The sequence below is a fragment of the Brumimicrobium sp. genome, from assembly GCA_023957385.1.
In the GTDB taxonomy this organism is placed as follows: Bacteria; Bacteroidota; Bacteroidia; order Flavobacteriales_D; family Crocinitomicaceae; genus Brumimicrobium.
The window spans coordinates 1,718,610-1,740,849 of record JAMLGZ010000001.1; the positions used below are offsets into that span (position 1 = coordinate 1,718,610).

The window sequence follows — 22,240 nt, forward strand, 5'->3', positions numbered from 1 at the left end:
TCTTGTGCAAGCTGGGTAAATCGCTTCGATTTACCATTTATCGAAAGAAAAATATTTGTATCTTCGTGTCTAAGTTTAACGTAAAGAGCCAGCCTGCACAAGGTGCCAAACCGTTATCGCTCAGTGTAGGGTAAACATAGTTTAAGATTATCATTAATCAAATAAAAACAATACATTTGTTTGTAATTTTCATTGAAAATAATAATGAAAGAAGATGTGGAAAATTATTTAATCCACTGGTAAAATCAGAATTAACCCGACAACATAGATGAAGAATGAAAAGGAAGACATTTAAAATAATATTAAGATTTTTTCTTATATCGGTTGCACTAATTTTAGTTGGCGGAATATCATATTATTATTTAGGTCGCCAATGTAACTGTTCTTGGGACTATAAAAAGATGAAAGAAAAAATTGAATTAAATTATGCAGGATTTCACGATAAAATAGAGAATAGAGAAGATGAGTATAATAAATTAGTTGAAGAAATTGAAAAACAGACTAAAAACACAACTGATTTTAAAAAATGTGATAAACTGTTAAAGGATTATATGTCATTTTTCAATGATAGACACATATATATGCAAGTCTCTGACCCTTCAACATTTAATAAGCCAGCTAAAACTCCGTCTTTTCAAAAAATAGATGATAACTTTTGTCTTTTAACGTTGCCTTCTTTCGCTACTGAAAATATAAATGGAAATAAAAATGCTGAAGAAATCGACAGTATTATTAATGCAAATCATAAAATAATTGTTACTACACCATTTTTGATTATTGACATAACAGGAAATGAAGGAGGCGTAGATTATGCTTATGATCCGATTCTGTCTTATATTTTTTCTAAAAAAACATATGCAATTGATGTTGCAGAATTTTGGTCTAGCGATGACAATATTGCTCGAATTGAAAATATTTTAAAAATGCCGAATTTGCCAGAAGATACAAAACAACAACAACAAGCAATGCTAAAAGCAATGAAAGCAAATAAAGGTTCTTTTGTAAATCCATTTGGTGCAGATATTGTTAAAAATGAATTAGATACAATTTATCCAATACCTATACGAGTCGCCATTTTAACGGATGAAAAAAATGCAAGTAGTGCAGAACAATTCTTACTTGAAGCGACATTAAGCGATAAGGTAATAACTTTTGGGACAGGAAATACATCAGGTACATTGGATTACTCCAATATATACTTTGAATTTTTACCATCCTCGTATCATCATACAATATTTTCAAACATCGTTGGTTTTGATAGAGTTTACGGTCGGGCAATGGCAATACCAACTTCTCGTTCATTAAGAGTAAAACAAGGAGAAAATTTTGATGAACACGGTTATACTCCTAATATTTTAATTCCAAAAAACACTAAAAATAAAATCGCATTTATCAAAGCGTATTTATTAAGCGAGAAAAAAGGAATTCATTGATTCATTTTGATTTTTTATATGCTGTTTGTTAATAAAAAATGTAAATTAAATCTTTGTAGAATGTAACTTAAAAATGAAAAACACCGAAGCGATAACCCGTGGTTCAGAGAAATGGCAAGATAAATGCTTCGTTTTGAAGATTGTCGAAAAAAAGAAATTTATGCTTCGTGCTTAAATTTACTCTAAAAGTTGCCACTTCTCTGAGCCACCAGCCGTTATGCACAAGGTTAGACAACGCACGAATTAACAAAATAGCAATCAATGAAAGAATTTTTTTGGATATTACTTTTTTTCCTGGGTTTGAGTAAATCAATGCTTGGTCAAAATCAAATTGAGATAGAGGGTAAAATATTTGATAAGGAGACAAATGAACCTATTCCATTCGCAAATATTTACAACAAAAGTTCAAAAAAAGGAACAATAAGTAATACAGGCGGTTATTTTAGAATTTTAATCAATGAAGTAACAGACACAATTACTATTTCTTCCATTGGTTACAAGGAGCAAACTATAAAGATTAAAGCAGACAAAAAAAACTATCTTATTTTTCTAGAGGAAAACATTCTTTTATTAAACGAAATAATAGTAACACCAAAAGACAATGCGTATTTGTTTGAACTAATACAAGCAAGCAAGAAATCTATTTCAAATATTGAAAGGAAATCGAAAGCGTACTACGAGTTAAAGAGTTTTGTAAATGACAGTCAAATAGAACTTGTAGAAGGTTATTACAACATTGACGTGAGGGGATATAAACTGATGAACATACATTTGAAGGCAGGAAGAATAGCTTTACGCCCTACTAGCAACCGTATTTTTGCTTCATTAGAAAGTTCAAGAGCATTACTTATGTTAAACATATTTGGAAAAAATGACCATTTCCCAACGAATCCAATGGAACTAACTAAATCGAAATTAAGGAAAAACTATTACCTTAATTTGGATAGTAAGTATCTTGACGAGGCTAATGACTCAATATACATAATTGAATATAAGCCTAAAGACACAACAGGATTATTTTTTCATGGAAAACTATGGATTAATAAGACAAAGAATCATCTTCTAAAAATCACATTAAATTGTGATAACACTTTAAAACATCCATTCTTGCCTTTATTTCCATCAGATAAAATTTCTAATGTCAGTTTATTCATAACTCAATCTTTCAATATGTCAAGTGGTCAAGTAGTATTTAAACACACCGACTTTATTTACAAAATTGATTATATAAGCAGAATTGGAAAAACGGAAGAGCAAAACTATACAATCCTGACTAATGCTGTTTTATATGCGTACGATTATGAGAACTCCTTTAACCTACCATCTTTTGATTTTAAAGATTTTAACATTGGCGACTATCGAAAAATAAACACAATGCCTTACAATGATTTCTTTTGGACTTACAATGATGAATATCGCATGAACGATAGTATCAATGCCAATCAACTTTTTTTTGCTGACAGTTCCTCCTTAACTAATATAACCCTCTTCAAATCCAATAATATTTCAAAAAACGGTCTTTTTGAGCACCCTTACGTTAGTTGGTCAAAAAATAGGATAAAATTTCGTGAAATTTTGCAAGACACTTCTGTTATTAATGTAACAACTGGATTTAAGTCAGAACAATACAAACTTGTCGTTAAAATTTATTTTGACATTAATTCTTACAAAGATTCAACCCATATTATTACTTCCACAGTAATCGACCCCTATGAAAGTTTTTATCATCTTCCAATAGATAATCAAACTCATTGCTTTATAAATATTTACTTTGACCTATGTGAAATTGCAAGACGAGAATTGGAAGAAAAATTAAAAGCCTCAAAAAACAATGTATATAGAGTAAAAGAAATTTATAACGACTTTATGAACCAGTTTGAAACTAAAAGAAATGAGTATCTAAAAGCTGTTGAGAGAGGGACAAATGAAAAAGAAATAATAAAATATAACAACATTGTATACGAAAAATTGGGGATAGACAATATTGAATTATTTCAACCATACAAAAATGAAAAATAACCCTGTGCATAACATCACCTATACGCAAGCAGGGGTTTCGTGCTTCGTAAGACAGGAAAGTGGTAGATTTAAAGTTCAGTTCTTCGTGGGAAGTTCAGTGGTTAAAATCCCTGCCTGCGTATAGCTGAGAACCGTTATGCCAAACCCATGTAAAAAGAAACCATTGATTATAAGCGACTAAATATATCTTTAAGATAATCAGACAATTTGAATAAGATGATTTAAGGACAAAAGACTTGTTTTTATTATCTTTGGTATTTGAATAAGAATCATATGGAAGACATCTTAATAATAGTTGGTTTTTGTATTTTATTAATATATTTATTAATACTCTTAATATTTAAGGTTTTTCAATTTTTAATTCGCTCAATAAATAAACTATTCAAAACAAGGAAGCCTATAAAAACACAGAAAGCGTTTTCAGATGTAAAAAAACACGATGTGAACAAAAGTCCAAAAATAAAAACAAATATATCGTCATCAAATGTTAAAACAGCTGCTAAAGACGATTCTATTATTGATGTAACAGGACAATCCTATAAAATAAGTACAAGTAATAATTTAAAGAAGTTTATAAATGGTATTCCTGTGTGGAAAACCCGCAATATTTCCTCTTATTCTGAAATCGAAAACGCAACAAATCAGCAAAAGAAATTTTACAAAATCTATAAAATTAATTTTTTAAATGACATATTCTTTGATTTGGAAGGAAATTCAAATTATGCTTTTATTTTGCTATTTGACATATTGGAAGAATTTGAAATTCATAAAAACATTAATTTATTGGAACATCGTCTTAAATCTTTAGGCGAGAATTACCCCGAAGTTAAAACATTTAGTACAATGTTTTTAAATGATGAAAAAAAGATTTTCTTTGAATCATCATCACAAGAGGAAAACACTGTTCAAAAACATTACTACAATGACAATAGATTAGGTAATAAATATAGACTTCAATTGGATTTAAAAGATGATGAAATAACAATTTTAAATTCATTAGTTGACACCAATAATAAATTTAATTCAATACTATTCTGCGAATTTCAACTAGTAACTCTACTGTTAGGTTGTATTAAAGTACTCAAAGAAAGGTATGGAGTTGAGAAACTAACTAACATAATCGAGATTATTCTTGGTGAAGAACGCAATATAAACTTCAGATTATACAGCAATACTTACAATATTAGCTCTAACAATGTTGTCTATCAATGTGTCTATAAAACTTGTGAAAATTCATTACGTGATTATTTCAAAGTTGGGAGAAAAAGTGACATACAATACTATTTAAAAACTAAAGAATCAGTTAATCTTTTTAATGAGAAAATATTAATCGTTATTCAGGATTTTATCGATTCAAGTATTTCCGGAATTAAGGAAATAGACATTGAAAGTGAAATTGAAATAAATAACTATAGTCGGTCGAGATATAAACATAAGCTAAAACATTTATCCGATACTTTTCAGAAAACTAAATTACAAGACTACAAGAACGCTATTGAAAATTTAGCCAAAAGAAATCAAGGAAACCCTTATATTGAAAATATTTTCTACGAAGCTTCAAAGTTCATTTCTAAGTATGACAAATTAATGTCATTATCATTTTATGTTCAATATATTTATCATGATTTAGACTCTGACAATTTTGATAACAAACAACTAACAAAAACTATCCAAAAAAGCCTTTTTAAAACCGATGAACAAATTCAGGATTTTAAGCAGATTATTAATGATTTAATTTTAGATAGAGATTTAGAAAAGGCATTAAAATCTGTTACAAAAATTTATGAAGTAAAACGAAAAAAAATACAATTGGATAAAACCTCAATCAAAGAAGTACAACAACAATCTGCAGGAACGGTTGACCTCCTAAATGAATATTTGCGTGATGACTTTGAAGAAGAAAACAATTCAATCCAGTCTCAAGAAATAAGCAATGATGAAATTATGATTGAATTAACTCAAAAGAAGGAAGAATCTCATCAATCGATGTTTTTGAATGAATTATCTTTAAATCCTACACAAATTTCTGTTTTAGGATTATTTCATAAAAACAACTTGTCGGTTCCTCAAATTGACATTGAAGATTTTGTAAAGACTAAAGGTTTTTTAAAAAATCAAGTTATTGATAGTATTAATGAAACTTGTTATGAAATTTTAGATGATGTTTTAATCGAGGAAGAAGATGATTATTATACTATAATACCTGAATATTTTGAAAAAATAAAAGCAATATGATGAACAATATAAAACCAAAAGAAGCAACTTCTATAATCAATTCTTTAACTGGAGGAGTAGTACCGAAGATTGGCATTCAACACATAACAGTTGGACGTTCTGAGGAAATTAATGCAGTTATATCCGCATTAGAAGATGTAAAGAATGGTCATAGTATGGTGAAGTTCTGGATAGGTGATTTCGGTTCGGGCAAATCATTTATGCTTCACTTGCTTAATACCGTTGCGTTAAAACAAAAGTTTGTTGTTACTAATGCTGATTTTACACCCGATAATCGTTTGTACTCTAATGACGGAAAAGGAGTTGCTCTATATTCTGCAATAATGGATAATATTTCAATCCAAACAAAACCTGAAGGCGGTGCTTTACCTACTCTATTAGAAAAATGGATTGAACAAGTAATTACAAAGACGGCAGATGAAAACAACATTTTATTTGTTGAAATCAGAAATGAGCAATATTTGAAACTCATTCAAAACAACATAATGAAAACTATAAACGAAATCACAGAAGTAGGTGGCTTCGATTTTGGAACTGTTATTTTGAAATATTATGAAGGTTATATTATAGGAGATGAGCAGCTTAGACGGAATGCTTTAAAATGGTTAAAAGGTGAGTACAGTACAAAAACAGAAGCAAGACAAGATTTAGGAGTTAGAGAGATAATTAATGACCTTAATTATTATGATATGCTTAAGAATTTCTGTAAGCTATTTGTAAGTATGGGTTATAGTGGTTTTATGATAAATTTAGACGAAGCAATAAATCTTTACAAGATTTCAACTTCTGTAATGAGAGCAAAGAATTATGAAAAAATCTTAACTATATATAATGACTGTTTTCAAGGTAAAGTATCTAATTTATTTTTCAATTTTGCAGGTACAAAAGAATTTCTAGAGAATCAGCGTAGAGGTCTATTCAGTTATGATGCTTTAAAAACAAGACTTGCAACCAATAAATATGAGACAGCAGAAATAAGAGATTTTTCTCAACCTGTATTAAAACTATTTCCACTTGATCATAACGAGATTTTTGTTTTATTGAAAAAGTTAAAATCAATTTTCGATTTTAATTATAAAACAGTAATTGAAGTTTCAGACGAGGAAATTCAGCAATTTATGGAGGAAATATATAACAAACCAGGTGTGTCAGAGTTTTTGACACCTAGAGATGTTATTCGGAATTTTCTAAATATCTTAAATATTATTAGACAAAATCCAACAGTGGATAAAAAAAATCTGTTTGGTGAAATAGAAATAAGAGATGAACGACCGGACGACCTTTCTCAATTGGATAATATAGAAGAATTATGAATTCCTTTGAATTACTTTCAGAACCAATACGAAAATTCATTCATGATAAAGGTTGGGAAGAGCTACGACCAATTCAAAACGCTGCTATTTCAAGAATTTTAAGCTCTAATGAAAATTTTATTTTAGCATCAAGAACAGCATCAGGAAAAACGGAAGCTGCATTCTTACCAATACTTTCTAAAGTAAACTTTAATGATTCTGGCGTCCAAGTCCTATATGTTTCGCCATTAATCGCCTTAATAAACGACCAATTCTATCGTGTTGAAGAACTTTGCAAAAACCTTGATGTAACTGTTACAAAATGGCACGGAGAAGCAAATAAAACTTTGAAAGATAGATTAATCAAACAGCCAAATGGAATTGTTTTAATCACTCCCGAATCATTAGAAGCAATGTTTGTAAATAAACCATTCCATGTTAAACAGTTATTTTCAAATCTAAAATATGTTGTTATTGACGAAATACATTCTTTTATTGGAACAGACAGAGGAACTCAATTGAAATCTATTTTAAGCAGACTTCAAAGGGTTAATTCCAATTCATTTAGTGTTGTAGGTCTTTCGGCAACAATTGGGGATTACAATGAAGCAAAGAGATTTACTGGAGATGAGTTAAAAACCAAAGTATTATTAGACAGAACTGCAAAAGATATCAATGTTCTATTCCGCTTTTTTAAAAATGAAAATGAAGAATTGCCTTTAGAACTTTTGAAAGACTTATATGTTGAAACCAAAGACAATAAAGTTTTAATCTTCCCAAACAGCAGAGGACGGGCAGAAGAAGTAGCAGTAAAACTCAAAAAAATATCTGAGAGAGTAAATGGACATCCAAATTACTTTTCACATCATTCTTCAGTTGATAGAGAAGTAAGAGAATATGTTGAGTCCTTTGCAAAGGACAATAAGCGACATAACTTTTGTATTTCATGCACATCAACTTTAGAGCTTGGTATTGATATAGGTTCTGTTGATGAAGTTGTTCAGATAGATGCAACTCACAGTATTGCTTCATTAATTCAAAGAGTTGGTAGAAGCGGAAGAAAAGAAGGTGAAAGCAGTAAATTATTCCTTTATGCTACTACTCAATGGACTTTACTACAATCTATAGCTTGCTGGCTTTTATACAAAGAGGGTTTTATTGAACCACCCGAAATAAATGTGAAACCTTATGATATTTTAGTTCATCAAGCATTGTCTATAACTAAAGGTCATTCAGGAATTCTATTAACAGAACTGATAAGACAACTAAAAGAAAATTCAGCTTTCAATTTAATTGAGCAATCTGAAATTGAAGAAATACTTCAACATTTGATTGAAATTGATTTCCTTGAAAAACTTCAACACGAGGTTATCATCGGTGTTGATGGCGAGAAAGTTGTAAATAGCCGTGAATTTTACAGCGTATTCAAAACCGAAGAGAACTTTAAAGTTGTAAATGCAGGAAATACAATTGGAGAAGTGCCTTTTTCGCCCCAAATTATTGAAGATGAAAACATATTGCTATCTGCAAAAATATGGAAGATTAAATTCGTTGACCAAAAAGCGAAAAAAATAGAAGTAATTCCAGCAAAAGACGGGAAAAAGCCTATGTTTTTTGGTGGTGGCACGGTTGTTCATCAAAAGATTAGAGAGAAAATGTTTGAGGTATTGTATTCTAAGACTGAATATGACTTTCTTGATAAACCAAGTTTTGATGAAATTGAAATGATGCGAAAAGATTTCGCTGTTTTCGACATAAGGGATTTGCAATCTGAAAGACCTTTATTAACTGCAGAAAAATATCTACAACTATTCACATTTACTGGGACACGAGTCAACAGGACGATACAATTACTTTTGAATATCGCTGGAATTAAGAATATATTTGACGACGGTAATAGCTCATTTGAAATTAAAGTTTCTAAACAAGAATTGATTTCTAAATGGGATTATTTATCGGTTCCATTAACTGATATTGATACACATATTTCAACGCTCATAGAAGCCAAACCGACACTTTTAGACTTTTCTAAATGGGGAAATTATTTACCAAAACGTTATCAAATCAAACTATTGAAAAATAGATATTTTGACATAGAACAAACAAAGAAATTATTAACCACAATCAAGTTAATTGACAATGAATAAGCTATTTAAGAGTAATTATTTCAATTTGCTTTTTTCTTAGTTTAACACTTTCGCAATAACAACTGGGCATGGCATAACATCAAATAAGCACCAGCCACAATAAATGCTTCGCACCACGTTTCTTGTATAAATTAAATTGTATCTTCGTATCTAAGTTTAACGTAAAAATGTGGCCGTTGCCTATTTGAGAACCGTTACCAGCAAGCGTAGAGAACGACACGACAACATCGAAACGACTGACATAAACAAGAAAAAGTAAACCATTTTGACAGGTGACCAAGGACATAAAAACGATACAACAAACGGACAGCGAGTAAGCCGACACTCATTGCCTACCCTTCTGTGTTTTATTTTTTTTCCCACCGCACAAAATATTTTGAAATTCAATGCCAACCCGCAAATGGCACATTTGGTTTTGCCCGACACACAAGCCGACCCTTCGCAAAACCAAAAGAGCCATTTTTTGCCACCGCACCAAATGACGAGAATGGGCATTAAAAACTTAAATTAGCAGACTTTAAACGAATTAATACTTAACAGAATATAATGGCTAAACAAAAAGCAACAACGGAAGAACCTTTAGAGAAACAACTCTGGAAAGCAGCGGACAAACTCCGAAAGAACATAGATGCTGCCGAATACAAGCATATTGTATTGGGTTTAATCTTCCTGAAATATATCTCTGATGCTTTTGAAGAATTATATGCAAGACTGAAAGCAGACGAAGCAAACGGTGCAGACCCCGAAGACAAAGACGAATACAAAGCAGAAAATGTATTCTTTGTTCCGCAGGATGCCCGATGGGCTTACTTGCAGTCGAAAGCGAAACAACCTGAAATTGGAAAGTTTGTGGACGATGCAATGGATGCCATTGAAAAAGAAAACGCTTCCTTGAAGGGGGTTTTACCCAAAGTATTTGCCCGACAAAATCTCGACCCGACAAGTTTGGGTGAACTCATTGACTTGGTTGGAAACATTGCCTTAGGTGATGCCAAAGCAAGAAGTGCCGATGTGCTTGGACACGTTTTTGAATATTTTTTGGGTGAGTTTGCCCTTGCAGAAGGCAAGAAAGGCGGACAGTTCTATACGCCAAGAAGCGTTGTAGAATTATTGGTTGAAATGTTGGAGCCATACAAAGGCCGTGTTTTTGACCCTTGCTGTGGTTCGGGTGGTATGTTTGTGCAAAGTTTGAAATTTGTGGATAGCCATGCAGGGCGTGTAAACGATATTTCCATTTACGGACAAGAAAGCAACCAAACCACTTGGCGATTGGCCAAAATGAACTTGGCTATTCGTGGCATTGACAGTTCACAAGTGAAATGGAACAACGAAGGTTCTTTTTTGAATGATGCCCACAAAGACCTGAAAGCCGATTATATTATTGCCAACCCACCGTTTAACGTGAGTGATTGGGGAGGTGATTTAATGCGAACCGATGGACGTTGGCAATACGGTACACCGCCAACAGGCAACGCCAACTTTGCCTGGATGCAACATTTCATTTACCACTTAGCACCAAGCGGACAAGCTGGTGTTGTTTTGGCAAAAGGTGCTTTGACTTCTAAAACATCAGGCGAAGGCGACATAAGAAAAGCATTGGTTGAAAACGGTTTGATTGATTGTATTGTAAACCTGCCTGCCAAATTGTTTTTAAATACACAGATTCCTGCTGCCTTATGGTTTATGAGCCGAAACCGTACAAACGGAAAATTCAGAGACCGAAGCAACGAGATTTTATTTATCGATGCCCGAAACTTAGGGCATTTGATAAACCGAAGAACCCGTGAACTTTCACAGCAAGACATTGACAAAATTACCAGCACTTACCACAATTGGAGAAACCTTGATGGCAAGTATGAAGACATTGCTGGCTTTTGTGCTTCTGCTCCTATTAGCAAGGTAAAAGAATTGGACTATGTGCTTACTCCGGGCAGATATGTGGGTTTACCTGATGAAGAAGACGACTTTAATTTTGTAGAGCGCTTTGCCAGCTTAAAAGCCGAGTTGGAAGCCCAGTTTAAAGAAGAAGCAAAACTGAATGAAATGATTGCTGCTAACCTTTTAAAGATTAATATCAATGAGTGAGTGGAAAGAGGGCACATTAAAAGAAATTGCTGAAATTGAAATGGGACAATCACCCAGTGGTGATACTTGTAATTCTAATGGACAAGGAATTCCTTTACTAAATGGACCTACAGAATTTGGGGCCAGAAATCCAATAGCTGTTCAATATACAATTGATGCAAAACGGTTAAGCAGACCAAATGACATTCTATTTTGCGTAAGAGGCTCTACCACAGGAAAAATGAATTGGTCTGATAAAAAGTATGCAATAGGTAGAGGATTGGCAGCAATAAGACACAAAAAAGGAGATAACTACAGGTATTTTATAAGAGGAATTATTGACCATAATTTAGAACTCTTACTTGCAAGTGCTACTGGCTCAACTTTTCCAAATATATCAAGAAATCAATTAGAGGAATTAGAGATTTTAATCCCCCCTCTCCCCGAACAAACAGCCATTGCCTCCGTCCTCAGCAGTTTAGACGACAAAATAGACCTGCTGCACCGCCAAAACGCCACCTTAGAAAAAATGGCTGAAACGCTGTTTAGGCAGTGGTTTGTGGAAGAAGCGAAGGAAGAGTGGGAGAATTGCAATTTAGAAGATTTATGCACTCAAATAAATTCAGGCGGCACACCTTTGACCAAAATAGAATCGTATTACAATGGCAACATAAATTGGTATTCTACCAAAGAACTTAACGACAACTATCTATTTGAAAGCATATCAAAAATTACGCAAGATGGTCTGGATAACTCGTCTGCAAAATTATTTCCAAAAGGAACTGTTTTGATTGCTATTTATGCGGCACCGACAGTTGGAAGACTTGGTATACTTGGCAATCAAGCATCATTTAATCAAGCTGCTTGCGGGTTAGTTGCCAATAATAAAATTTGTTGCAAAGAATTTATTTATCTCTTTCTCAAAAGCCAAAGAGATGAATTAAATGCGATGGCATCAGGTTCAGCACAACAAAATCTAAATGTTGGCAAAATCAAATCTTACCCATCCTTTATTCCTGATGAAATGTCAATGGCTAAATTTAAAAAGAAAGTAGTGCCCTTGTTTGATAAGATTGAAAAAAATGCAGGTCAAATCCGCACCCTCACATCATTGCGAGATACTTTGTTGCCGAAGTTGATGAGTGGGGATGTAAGGGTGGAAATAGAAAAGGCCTAAAAAAAATAATATGAGTACAGCATTACAACTTGCCATAACCAAAATTGGTGACCTGCTCTTGGATAGTACAATTAGCCAAAATGCGGAGGGGAAGACTATTAGTCCTATCAATTTGGCAATTCCCCCTTATCAACGTCCTTACAAATGGACAACCAAAAATGCTGTCCAACTATTAGATGACATTATTGAGGCAAAAAACCAAAATAAAGAGACTTACCGCGTAGGAACTCTTATCCTTCATTTTGATGCAAAACAATCGGTGTACAATATTGTAGATGGACAACAACGTACCATTACTTTTTCGCTATTGCTTATGGCTATAAATCAAGAGTACGGAGCTTCAATTCCTTTCTTAAATCAGTCGTTAACTGATGATGCTTATAACTCGAGAAACATTCCCAATAACTATAGAACCCTCGAAAGACGCATACATAATATTTCTGATAATCGGGAACGATTAGAACTTGAGGATTACATCAAAAATAATTGTGAACTCATCGTTGTTATTACGGAGGACATTTCCGAAGCATTTCAGTTTTTTGATTCTCAAAATGCTCGTGGTAAAAAGCTATATCCGCATGATTTGTTAAAGGCTTATCACTTAAGAGAAATGAACAATTTGGATATTGCTCAAACCGAAAAAACGGTAAAAGACTGGGAAGATTTGGACCAGAAGAAGTTGTCCCTTTTATTCAGCGATTACCTCTACCGACTGAAAGAATGGATTAAAGGAAACAGAGCTTGGGAGCTTAATGAACATAATATTCAAAAGTTCAAAGGGATAAGCCGCAACGGAAATTATCCTTATGCGCAGTTTTTTAAAGGGGCTTTTGCCTATGCGGATATGGTCAATCAATCTTCAATGCCCTTTGTTTCCGGTATGAACGACCTTAAACCATTTCAGATAGATACCCCCATAATTTCGGGAAAATCATTTTTTGACTATGCCAAACACTATTTTGAAATCTTAAAAGACATTCAAAACAATGATAAATATGAAGGGTATTTTATCAATGATAATGAAATCGTTAAAACACTCAACTTACGAACATACAAAAACGGAGTCGGCAATGGAATAACGCGTCTGTTATTCGATACAGCTGTATTGCTTTATGTAGATAGGTTCTGTCCCAGTGAACGACCATCGAAAACGGATAAAGAAATGTTGGAAAAACAATTCGTAATGTATGCTTTTATTTGGGCATACTCGCTCAGGGCACAATACTATAATCTTGGGTGGCAATCTGCTCAAAATTATATTTTAGGAGCCGGGGTTAAAAATTCATTCAACATTTACAAAATGATAACAGAGGCAGATTCTCCAATTGCATTGTTAAGCTCGCTTTCCGACAAATTAAGTCCACTCTCAATGAGTAAAATCGTAGCAAAAAAAGAGGATATCGATATAGAGGTGAACGGAATTTATCAAAATTACCTACACTATTTCAAGGTGAATAAATTTATTGAGGAATAATATGGCAAAGAATGTTTTACCACTCAAAGAACAGTCGATAGCAGACATATATAACGGTAATCAGGTTACCTATGAAGTACCTATTTATCAGCGAAATTATGCTTGGGAAGATGATGAGATTACTGCACTTATCCAAGATGTGTACGATGCTTATCTTCTGAATAGTAGTTTAAGTAAAAAAGGTACTTATTTCATTGGTACATTGGTTTCCTATCATAAAGGCGACCAAGTATATGAAGTAATCGATGGACAACAACGACTTACCACCATTAACCTTGTGCTTTCTGCTCTAGGCGTACCCCGTCAAAACAAATTAACCTATAGGGCACGAAAAAAATCTAATGATACCATTCTAAGTATCCCTCTATTTAATATTGATGAAAAAGACAATGGTATTATCAATGGTTTCAATTATGCTAAAAATGCACTAAATAAGATTGTTCCGGAAAAGGATTTAGAAAATTTCAAAAAGTATTTTCAGGAAAACGTTCACATTATACACTATAATGTCCCTAGAGATATAGACTTAAATCATTACTTCGAAATAATGAATTCAAGAGGTGAACAACTTGAAAAACACGAAATTATAAAAGCACGTTTAATAGAACAATTGAATGAAGAAGATAAAGTAACATTCAGCCAATTATGGGAAAACTGTAGCATCATGAATGTGCATATTCAGCAGAAATATCGGCAGGAAGCCATTTTTGGAAAAACACATTCTGATTTCATAATTACAAGTTTTGATGAATTACCGAAAGTAGAAGTTGGGGCAGGAAAAAAGTCAATTATTTCACTTTTAGAAGGAAAAGTCGCAGATGATGTGTCTGCTAAAGATGATAACTTAGATAGCTTTCAACCGATTATAGATTTTTCAAATTTATTACTGATTGTACTTAAAATCACAAGAATAAAAGACCCTAACTTCAATCCATCTAATTTTACACTTGATGATAAAGAACTGATTCGGGAATTTGATAAGTTAACTATTGATGAGAAGTTTGTAAAAGAGTTTGGTTTCAATTTATTGAAATCTAAGTATTTCCTAGACAACTACATAGTGCATCATTCAAATGAAAACGACACAATTGAAAGTAATCCATGGAAGTTACAATATTGGCAAAAAGAGGGTAAAAACGAATATTTGAAGAATCTGGATGCTGAAAGTGAAATCCAACAAAAACTGGTGCAGTTACTTTCTATGTTTGAAGTTTCATTCACAGCAAGACAAAGGAAAAATTACTTGTTCTATTGTTTATTACATCTGTTTAATGAAGGTAGCGATGTTGCAAACTATTATGAATTTGTAAAAGGATTGGCAGATAAGTACTTCATTGATGTTTATTTAGATCAGAGTAAATTGAATGCGATTAATACGCCCAATCCAGGTAGTTTTGACATCACAATCCTAAGTAATAACAAGCTTGGTACTGAACTGCAAAATATCAATTTAGATTTTTCTAATATTTATGGTGATGGTACAGTAAAATCAAACGGGATTCCATTATTTGTATTTAATTACTTAGACTATAAATTGTGGGAGAAATACTTTAATGAGTTAAGAGGCGAAAAAACAAAAGAAGGAAGTTCTGAAAGAATAGCCTTTTTTGACACACTTGGTTGTAGTGACTTTGGCTTAAAAATTTTTGAACAGTTCTATTTTTCGAGAACTCGAAGAAGTTTAGAACATTTCTATCCTCAATCCAAAGGCGATGGAAAAGAAGGTAGGCCATCACAAGACCAAATAAATTGCCTTGGTAATTATGCTATGATTGGTAGCGAAATGAATAGTTCTGGAAATAATTGGGACCCAAATGCAAAACTGAGTCATTATTTAGATGGAGGAAAAATTAAACAGGTGAGTATTGCTTCCATAAAGTTTATGATAATGATGCAAAAGTGCAAGGATAATTTACTGAAAAATAATCGAGAAACTGGCCTAGAGTGGATTTACGATGATATAAAAGAACATCAGGAAAAAATGGAAAATATTCTTTTGGGTAATTAAAAATAGGGTTAGCAAATGACAAGAATAACCGAAAACACCATAGAAACCTTCACTATCGAGTTACTCGAAAAACTCGGTTATGCGTATATCTATGCACCGGATATTGCACCTGATTCAGAAAATCCTGAAAGAGAAAGTTTTGAGCAAGTGCTATTGGTGCAGAGGTTGCAAAATGCCGTTAAGCGAATAAATCATAGTATTCCAACCGATGCACAGACAGAAGCTATAAAAGAAATTCAGCGTATTGCTTCACCTGAACTTCTTACCAACAATGAAAACTTTCATCGTCTTTTAACAGAAGGTATTCCAGTTTCAAAACGTGTGGATGGAGATGACAGGGGCGACAGAGTTTGGCTGATTGATTTCAAGAATCCGCACAACAACGAATTTGTTGTAGCCAACCAATTTACCATCATAGAAAACGGGAACAACAAACGTCCTGACGTTATTTTGTTTGTCAATGGAATTCCGTTGGTAGTTATTGAATTAAAAAATGCAGCAGACGAAAACACAACGATTAATTCTGCTTTCAAGCAAGTAGAAACTTATAAAACCATCATTCCTAGTTTATTCACTTACAACGGCTTTGTGGTTATCTCTGACGGTTTAGAAGCTAAAGCAGGTTCGATTTCTGCGGGATTTAGTCGTTACATGGCTTGGAAATCGGCAGACGGAAAAGCCGAAGCATCGCATTTGGTAAGTCAGTTAGAAACATTAATTCAAGGGATGTTGAATAAAGAAACCTTGATTGACTTAATCAGGCATTTCATTGTTTTTGAAAAATCGAAAAAAGAAGATGCAGTAACGGGTATTACCACCATTTCCACCGTTAAAAAATTAGCTGCATATCATCAATATTATGCTGTAAACAGAGCCGTTGAATCAACTTTAAGAGCAACAGGTTTTACCGTAGAAAATGAAACGCCCTTGAGTATGGTCATGGAATCTCCTGAAAGCTATGGAGTGCCGGGAGTAAAAAATCAACCTATTGGTGACAGAAAAGGCGGTGTGGTTTGGCATACGCAAGGAAGTGGAAAATCATTGTCGATGGTTTTCTATACAGGTAAAATCGTATTGGCTTTAGACAATCCGACCATACTTGTAATTACAGACCGCAACGATTTGGACGATCAACTTTTTGACACATTTGCAGCATCCAAACAATTACTGAGACAAGAACCAGTACAGGCGGAGGACAGAAACCAATTAAAGGATTTATTGAAAGTTGCTTCGGGCGGTGTAGTGTTTGCAACCGTGCAAAAATTTCAACCCGAAGAAGGCAATGTGTATGAATTGCTTTCTGACAGAAAAAACATTGTAGTAATCGCAGACGAAGCACACAGAACCCAATACGGATTTAAGGCCAAAACTATTGATGCCAAAGACGGACAGGGAAATGTGGTTGGAAAGAAAATCGTTTACGGTTTTGCCAAATACATGCGTGATGCTTTGCCAAATGCAACATATTTAGGTTTTACAGGAACACCCATTGAAAGCACAGACGTAAACACACCAGCAGTTTTCGGTAACTATGTGGACATTTACGATATAGCCCAAGCCGTTGAAGATGGAGCAACCGTTCGTATTTTTTACGAAAGCCGTTTGGCAAAAGTGAAATTAAGTGAAGAAGGCAAACAATTAGTTGACGACCTTGATGATGAGTTAGAACAAGAAGATTTAACCAATACACAAAAAGCAAAAGCCAAGTGGACACAATTGGAAGCCTTGGTTGGTAGTGAAAATCGAATTAAGAATATAGCCAAAGACATAGTTGCACATTTTAGCCAACGTCAGGAAGTGTTTGAAGGCAAAGGAATGATTGTTTCCATGAGTCGCAGAATTGCAGCCGATTTGTATCAGGCAATTATTGACCTGAAACCCGAATGGCATTCAGACGATTTGAATAAAGGCGTGATAAAAGTGGTCATGACTTCGGCATCTTCAGATGGTCCGAAGATTTCCAAACATCATACCACCAAAGAACAAAGAAGAACACTTGCAGAGAGAATGAAAAATCCTGATGACGAATTACAATTGGTCATCGTTCGGGATATGTGGCTCACAGGTTTTGATGCACCAAGTATGCACACCCTTTACATTGACAAACCAATGAAAGGACATAATTTGATGCAAGCCATAGCAAGGGTAAATAGAGTTTATAAAGATAAGCCAGGCGGTTTGATTGTAGATTATTTGGGCATTGCAGCAGACTTGAAAAAAGCTTTGGCATTTTATTCTGATGCAGGCGGAAAAGGCGACCCAACTATATTACAAGAACAAGCCGTTCAATTGATGTTGGAGAAATTAGAAGTTGTTTCTCAAATGTATCATGGTTTTGAATATGAAACTTATTTTGAAGCAGATACTTCAAAGAAGTTATCGTTAATACTTGCAGCCGAAGAACACATTTTAGGACTACAAGATGGAAAGAAAAGATACATCAATGAAGTAACAGCATTGTCAAAAGCTTTTGCCATTGCAATACCTCATGACCAAGCTATGGATGCAAAAGACGAAGTTTCGTTTTTCCAAGCCGTAAAAGCAAGGTTGGCAAAGTTTGACGGAACAGGGTCAGGAAGAACAGATGAAGAAATTGAAACAACCATTCGCCAAGTCATTGACAAGGCTTTAGTTTCCGAACAAGTAATTGATGTTTTTGATGCAGCAGGAATTAAGAAACCCGACATTTCTATTTTATCCGAAGAGTTCTTGTTGGAACTGAAAGGAATGGAGCATAAAAATGTTGCCTTAGAAGTTTTAAAGAAGCTCTTGAATGACGAGATAAAATCAAGAGCTAAAAAGAATCTTGTTAAAAGCAAAACATTTTTAGAAATGCTCGAAAACTCTATCAAGAAATATCACAACAAAATATTGACAGCAGCAGAAGTAATCGAAGAACTTATAAACCTGAGCAAAGACATTGTGGAGATGGACAATGAAGCCAAGCACATGGGTTTATCAGATTTTGAATTTGCTTTTTACACAGCAGTTGCCAACAACGACAGTGCAAGAGAACTCATGCAGCAAGACAAATTGAGAGAACTTGCCGTTGTGCTGACAGAAACCATAAGACAAAACGCATCTATCGACTGGACAATTAAAGAAAGTGTAAAGGCCAAATTGAAAGTTGCGGTAAAAAGAATATTGAGAAAATACGGTTATCTGTCTTGTCCTGAAATAGGTTTACACATTTATTAACCATAAAAAGTGTAAACAATGCAAAAAAGTAAAGTCAATTTAGGACTAAAATCTTCGGGAGAATTTAATTTAGAAGAACGGAGGCAAATCATTGAAGAATATCTTCAATCAGATTGTACTAAAAGAGAAATCTGGTATAAATATACCGGTCAAGAACATGAAAAAGGTTATCTTTTAAATTGGATGCGTCAACTAGGTTACCAAGTTCCAGAGAAAAGAGTTAAATTTGTTTCGACTAAAACACTAGCTATGAGCAACAAAGCCAAAGAATCGGTAGAAGTAACTCAATTAAAGGAAAAAATTAAACAGCTAGAAAAGGCACTAGTCAGCTCTGAACTAAGAGCCACTGCGTATGAAACAATGATTGAAATTGCAGAAAAGGAGCTAAAAATAAGTATTAAAAAAGTCCAATACCAAACAATCTTTACGATAAAAATGCGTCAACCTAAAATAGGATTAAGCAAATTATGCTGGTTGTTTGGTGTTACTCGTCAGGCATATTATCAGAGTTTTTATAGAGCAGAATTTCAAGAAATTGAACAAGCTTTAGTATTAAAAGAAGTCATTTCTATTAGAAATAATCATCCAAGAATAGGAACTAGGAAAGCTGTACATTATGTTGGAAAGTTTTCTGCTAGAGCACCAAATAAAAATGGGGAGAGATGCTTTGTTTGACTTGCTTTCCTACATACTTTATTGATTAGAAGGAGAAAAAGAGTCATCAGAACAACCCAGTCTAATCACTGGATGAGAAAATACCCCAACTTAATAAGAGCATTTATTCCAACTGCTCCTAACCAGTTATGGGTAAGTGATATAACTTATTGGAAAACAGGATTTGGTGTTTTGTATATTTCTTTAATTACAGATGCTTTTAGTCATAAAATAATTGGTTATAACCTAGCTCAATCTCTTGAAGCCATTGAGAGTTTAAAGGCTCTTAAAATGGCATTAAAGCAGGATATATTGTCGCAAAATCTTATTCATCATTCTGACAGAGGGAGTCAGTATTGCAGCTATAAATATGTAAATCTCTTAAATAGTTATGATGTTCAAATAAGTATGACTGAATCTGGAGATCCGTTAGAAAATGCCGTTGCAGAAAGGGTTAATGGAATACTAAAAGAAGAATATTTAGAGTATTATAAAGTAAGAACTTTTAAGCAGGCTAAGGAGTTATTTGACAAGGTGGTTGTTCTGTATAATGAACATAGACCTCACATGAGTATTGGGAATCAAACTCCTAATAAGGTTCATTTAGGAGAGGTGGAAAAGGGCGAAAGGAAATGGAAAACATATTATAGAAAAGTAAATCAAGAACAAAAAAGTGAAGAGTGTGTATAGGTTTTTTTTAGGCATTAAGACCTCTAAAGTATTTAGAAAAGGGCTAACAAAAGTTAGCCCCATAACAAAGTTTAATACTTCGTCGGTCGTCGATTTATCCCTGATAAGTTGCTCCTCAGCAGAGCTTATTTCCGTTTCCATCGATAATGCAAAAATAAATAAAATGTAAATGAATTTTAGGATTAAAATAAAATGTAAATTTATAACAGGATTAAAGAGAAAAAGTGTAAACTTTTTTTAGGACGAGACAATCCGCCCGACATGCAAATGTTGGCGACAGAGACCGTTTTAAAACAAGCAGAAATGATAGCAAACGAAATTACGACATAGAAAGCCATCGCACAGGTGTAAGCACATTTGCAATTCGCACAAGCCAGCGCACAGACCAAAAATTGCAAAAGAGCTTCCACCTCACCGACCCAAGAAAGAATTTCAAAATATTTTTCCCAACGCTTCAAAAAAAAATAAAACACGCAACCGCACAGACCAACACGACACAGAAAATGATACTAAAACTCAACAAAGACAATGGTTTACAGACACGGTGGACAAGAACGCCAGCTGGTAACATGCGTTTGGCGTCATGCGGGGTGAAGTGCTTAAATTCAAGTGCAGTTTTTCAAATCAACTTTAGTGCTGGGTTGACAGTTTTGTGCCCTGAAAACCCGCACGAACGCCAAGCGCAAAAACGTTATAGCTAATTAAAAGTCTTGAATTCAACTAATAAATGCAACTTTTTGAGGGCATAAATTAATTTTTTTCAAACGAAAGGACAAAAAAATGTCCCTTCGCTCGAAACGGATAAATTTCCTTTACTTTGTGTCCTCGACCAAAAGTTGCAAAATATGAGTCATTTAACCTTAGAACAAAGATACACAATTGATGTAATGAAACGCAATGGATATAAACAAAAAGATATTGCTCTAGCTATCGGCAAAGATAAATCCGTTGTTAGTAAAGAGTTGAAACGAAATAAAGACAGGCGTTCTGGTGAATATCGTTATGATTTAGCTCAACGAAAATATGAAAAAAGACAAAAGGAGAAACCAAAGAAAATTCGGTTTACTCCCGAGATTAGACAGAATGTAGAAACATTACTTAAGAAAGATTATAGCCCTGAACAAATTGTTGGAACTCTAAAAAAACAAAATGAAGACACCGTTTCTGTCGAGCGCATATACCAACATATATGGGCTGATAAGAAGCGAAAAGGCAAACTTTACGCCCACCTTAGAAATCAAGGTCGAAGATACAGAAAACGAGGAAATACTAAAGACAATAGAGGTATTATTAAAAACAGGGTTGGGATAGAAAAGCGACCTAAAATTGTTGAGGAGAGAGGTAGATTTGGAGATTTAGAAATAGACCTAATCATTGGTAAAAATCATAATCAAACAATTCTTACCATTTGCGATAGAGCCTTCGGGAATGCTGAAAATGAGAAAAGTAAAGTCTAAACAGGCAGAAGTAGTTGCAAATGCTTTGGTAGGAGAATTGGAAGATTGGAAACCTTATCTGAAAACCATAACAGCCGATAATGGAAAGGAGTTTGCTTATCATGAGTTTGTTGCTGAAGAGTTAAATATTGATTACTTTTTTGCTCGTCCATATCATTCGTGGGAACGTGGTTCTAATGAAAACTTAAATGGATTAATAAGACAATATTTTAAGAAATCAACAGATTTTACAGTCATTACAATGGAGCAAATCAAACAGATTGAAAAGAAATTAAATTCAAGACCAAGAAAGCGTTTTCATTTTGAAAATCCTATATTTGTAATGAATAAGTTATTGTTTAACCAAAAGTTGCGTTTGTGACTTGAATCTAGCTTTGGATAAAATAACGTAA

12 protein-coding genes and 1 pseudogene are annotated in these 22,240 nt (G+C 33.7%); all 13 read left to right on the forward strand.

Annotation, left to right across the window (positions count from 1 at the left end; translation table 11 throughout):
* Nucleotides 1-401: 401 nt before the first annotated feature.
* The gene (locus M9897_07575) at nt 402-1,433 is read left to right on the forward strand and encodes a S41 family peptidase (GenBank protein MCO5268738.1); all 1,032 of its coding nucleotides are present in this window, start codon (nt 402-404) and stop codon (nt 1,431-1,433) included.
* A 261-nt stretch (nt 1,434-1,694) separates the two neighbouring features.
* Nucleotides 1,695-3,452: a carboxypeptidase-like regulatory domain-containing protein gene (locus tag M9897_07580; protein ID MCO5268739.1), complete on the forward strand. Its 1,758-nt coding sequence runs from the start codon at nt 1,695-1,697 to the stop codon at nt 3,450-3,452.
* A 273-nt stretch (nt 3,453-3,725) separates the two neighbouring features.
* Nucleotides 3,726-5,687: a hypothetical protein gene (locus M9897_07585; GenBank protein ID MCO5268740.1), complete on the forward strand. Its 1,962-nt coding sequence runs from the start codon at nt 3,726-3,728 to the stop codon at nt 5,685-5,687.
* Entirely contained in the window at nt 5,684-7,000 is a 1,317-nt protein-coding gene (locus tag M9897_07590) for an ATP-binding protein (protein ID MCO5268741.1), read from the forward strand. The genes M9897_07585 and M9897_07590 overlap by 4 nt, the downstream gene beginning before the upstream one ends.
* Nucleotides 6,997-9,126 carry a DEAD/DEAH box helicase gene (locus tag M9897_07595; protein ID MCO5268742.1) on the forward strand — a complete coding sequence of 710 codons (2,130 nt, stop codon included), beginning with the start codon at nt 6,997-6,999 and terminating at the stop codon, nt 9,124-9,126. The genes M9897_07590 and M9897_07595 overlap by 4 nt, the downstream gene beginning before the upstream one ends.
* A gap of 546 nt (nt 9,127-9,672) precedes the next feature.
* Complete coding sequence (locus tag M9897_07600) at nt 9,673-11,211, forward strand: type I restriction-modification system subunit M (GenBank protein ID MCO5268743.1); 1,539 nt, start codon at nt 9,673-9,675, stop codon at nt 11,209-11,211.
* Entirely contained in the window at nt 11,204-12,367 is a 1,164-nt protein-coding gene (locus tag M9897_07605; protein ID MCO5268744.1) for a restriction endonuclease subunit S, read from the forward strand. The genes M9897_07600 and M9897_07605 overlap by 8 nt, the downstream gene beginning before the upstream one ends.
* Before the next feature lie 10 nt (nt 12,368-12,377).
* A complete protein-coding gene (locus M9897_07610; GenBank protein ID MCO5268745.1) occupies nt 12,378-13,841 on the forward strand; it encodes a DUF262 domain-containing protein in 1,464 nt (487 codons plus the stop codon).
* Nucleotide 13,842: 1 nt separating this feature from the next.
* Nucleotides 13,843-15,849 carry a DUF262 domain-containing protein gene (locus tag M9897_07615; protein ID MCO5268746.1) on the forward strand — a complete coding sequence of 669 codons (2,007 nt, stop codon included), beginning with the start codon at nt 13,843-13,845 and terminating at the stop codon, nt 15,847-15,849.
* Between the two features lie 15 nt (nt 15,850-15,864).
* A complete protein-coding gene (locus M9897_07620) occupies nt 15,865-19,047 on the forward strand; it encodes a type I restriction endonuclease subunit R (protein MCO5268747.1) in 3,183 nt (1,060 codons plus the stop codon).
* Between the two features lie 18 nt (nt 19,048-19,065).
* Entirely contained in the window at nt 19,066-19,722 is a 657-nt protein-coding gene (locus M9897_07625) for a hypothetical protein (protein MCO5268748.1), read from the forward strand.
* 72 nt (nt 19,723-19,794) lie between these two features.
* Entirely contained in the window at nt 19,795-20,391 is a 597-nt protein-coding gene (locus M9897_07630; GenBank protein MCO5268749.1) for an IS3 family transposase, read from the forward strand.
* Nucleotides 20,392-21,278: 887 nt separating this feature from the next.
* Nucleotides 21,279-22,209, forward strand: a pseudogene (locus M9897_07635) (IS30 family transposase).
* Nucleotides 22,210-22,240 lie beyond the last annotated feature (31 nt).